Annotated in this window: 1 protein-coding gene; it reads right to left on the reverse strand. The window is 57.0% G+C overall.

What is annotated here, in order from left to right:
- Positions 1 to 101: 101 nt before the first annotated feature.
- Positions 102 to 2,102 (reverse strand): RCC1 domain-containing protein, encoded by a 2,001-nt coding sequence (locus BUE18_RS27090; protein ID WP_073479232.1) that lies wholly within the window; start codon positions 2,100 to 2,102, stop codon positions 102 to 104.
- Between the last annotated feature and the right edge of the window lie 99 nt (positions 2,103 to 2,201).

Here is a 2,201-nt window from a genome sequence, read left to right on the forward strand (position 1 = left end):
GCGGTTATGCAACTCCGGAGGGCAAGAAAACAGAGTTTCGTTGCCACAGGTAGAGTGTTTTTTCTTGACCTCCGCCTCTAATGGGTGACCCCATTGTTTGTTTACCTCACTCCGGCCACGCTCTGGAGGATGAACAGGGCCTCTTCCATATCAAAGACGCCGTCCGTTCCCAGGGCGTTGTCCCGCCTGACGGTCCCCTGGTAGATATCCACCGCGATTTGCAGGCAGATAATGGCGTCTTCCAGGTTTACCGTTCCGTTATTGTTCACGTCGCTGGAGTTCCTGCCCAGGCAGTCGTCGCCCACGCCGTCGTGGTCATAATCGTCCTGGCCGGGGTTGACGGTAAAGGGGCAGTTGTCGCAGGCGTCGCCCACGCCGTCGTTGTCTGCGTCCGCCTGATCCGCATTCATGACGGAGGGGCAGTTATCCGATTCGTTGTTAAATCCGTCTCGGTCGTCGTCATTCACCTCGCAGGCGTCGCCTATAAGGTCTCCGTCCGCATCTACCTGGCCGGGGTTGTATATGGCGGGGCAGTTATCGCACAAGTCGCCCACGCCGTCGCCGTCCGCGTCCTCCTGGGCCGGATTATAAAGGGAAAGGCAATTGTCATACACTTCGTCATCTGCGCCGTCAGCGTCCACGTCGAAATAAAGGTGAAAAACCTCACCGGATTGGAACACTTGAACCGGATTTTTACGATCGCCTCCTGTTGATCCTATCTGGCCTTCGTCATTATCCCCCCAGGCCCACAGGGCGCCGTCTTCGGTAAGGGCAAGGGAGTGATAGTTTCCTCCGCTAAGCCCAACCACGTTGGAAATGACTTTCACTTTTTGGGGCGTGCTTTCATCAGCAGTAGAGCCGATGGTCCCTATCCCAAGCTGGCCGTCGTAATTGTAACCCCAGGCCCATGCAAGGCCTTCCTCTGATATGGCGAAGGAGTGTTTATTTCCTGCAGCGATTGCTTTTATGTTGGAAATGGTTGTCACTGGCTGCGGCGTGTTTCTGTCATCATTGTCATCCAGCCCAAGCTGACCCCGGCTATTCCTCCCCCAGGACCACACAGACCCGTCCAGGGTCAGAGCCAGGGAATGATTGCCTCCCGCGGCAATGGCCGCCACGTTGGAAAGGACTTCGACTTTTTGCGGCGTGTTTCTGTCTTCATTGTCTCCTAGCCCAAGCTGACCACCGTAATTATCCCCCCAGGCCCACAGGGAGCCGTCCCGGGTCAGGGCCAGGGAATAATCTTCTCCCGCGGCAATGGCCGCCACATTGGAGATGGCGTTTACTTTCTGCGGCGTGGTTTTAGAATAATTGTTCCCCAGCCCAAGCTGACCATAGTAATTATACCCCCAGGACCACAACGAGCCGTCTCTGGCCACAGCCAGGGAGTGACTACCCCCGCAGGCAATGGCAGCCACGTTGGATATGGCGTTTATTTTCTGAGGCCTGTTTTTGGTTGAAAAGGTTCCACTGGTCCCCAGCCCGAGTTGGCCGGCGTAATTGAATCCCCAGGACCGTAACGAACCGTCCGGGGCCAGGGCCAGGGCATGATTTCCTCCAGCGGCTATTTTAGCAGCAGGAGGAAGGGCGTCCACCTTGGTAGGCGTGAATACATTAACACTCTGCCCCAGCCCCAGCCCGAGTTGGCCAGTGCTGTTGTCTCCCCAGGACCACACCGAGCCATCGGTTTTCAGGGCCAGGGAAAAATTCCCGCCCGCTGCAACCATGGGGTTGGGATTGCCGCAGCCGGAGAATCCTGGCTGGGTTTTGAAAAAATCCCCAGGACAGCCGTCGCAAAAGTCTCCGGTTCCGTCGCCGTCCGCGTCCTCCTGTAAGTCGTTGAAGTTGGAAGGGCAGTTATCGCAGGCGTCGCCCAGGCCGTCTCCGTCCTCATCCCCCTGTTGGGCGTTGGCCGCGGAAGGGCAGTTATCGCATTCGTCGCCCACGCCGTCTCCGTCCGCATCTTCCTGGCCGGGATCGTATATGGCGGGGCAGTTATCGCACAAGTCGCCCAGGCCGTCCCCGTCCTGATCCTCCTGGACCGGATTATAATGGGAAGGGCAATTGTCATACAGTTCGTCATCCGCGCCGTCAGCGTCCACGTCAAACTAAACAACCACCGACTAAAGTCGGAGGGTTTTCTTTAAGTGCTGAAAGCACGGATACGGGTCAAAGACCCGTCGCTAACTTTCTGTTTTGAA

It is taken from the genome of Desulfatibacillum alkenivorans DSM 16219, assembly GCF_900142135.1.
GTDB lineage: Bacteria > Desulfobacterota > Desulfobacteria > Desulfobacterales > Desulfatibacillaceae > Desulfatibacillum > Desulfatibacillum alkenivorans.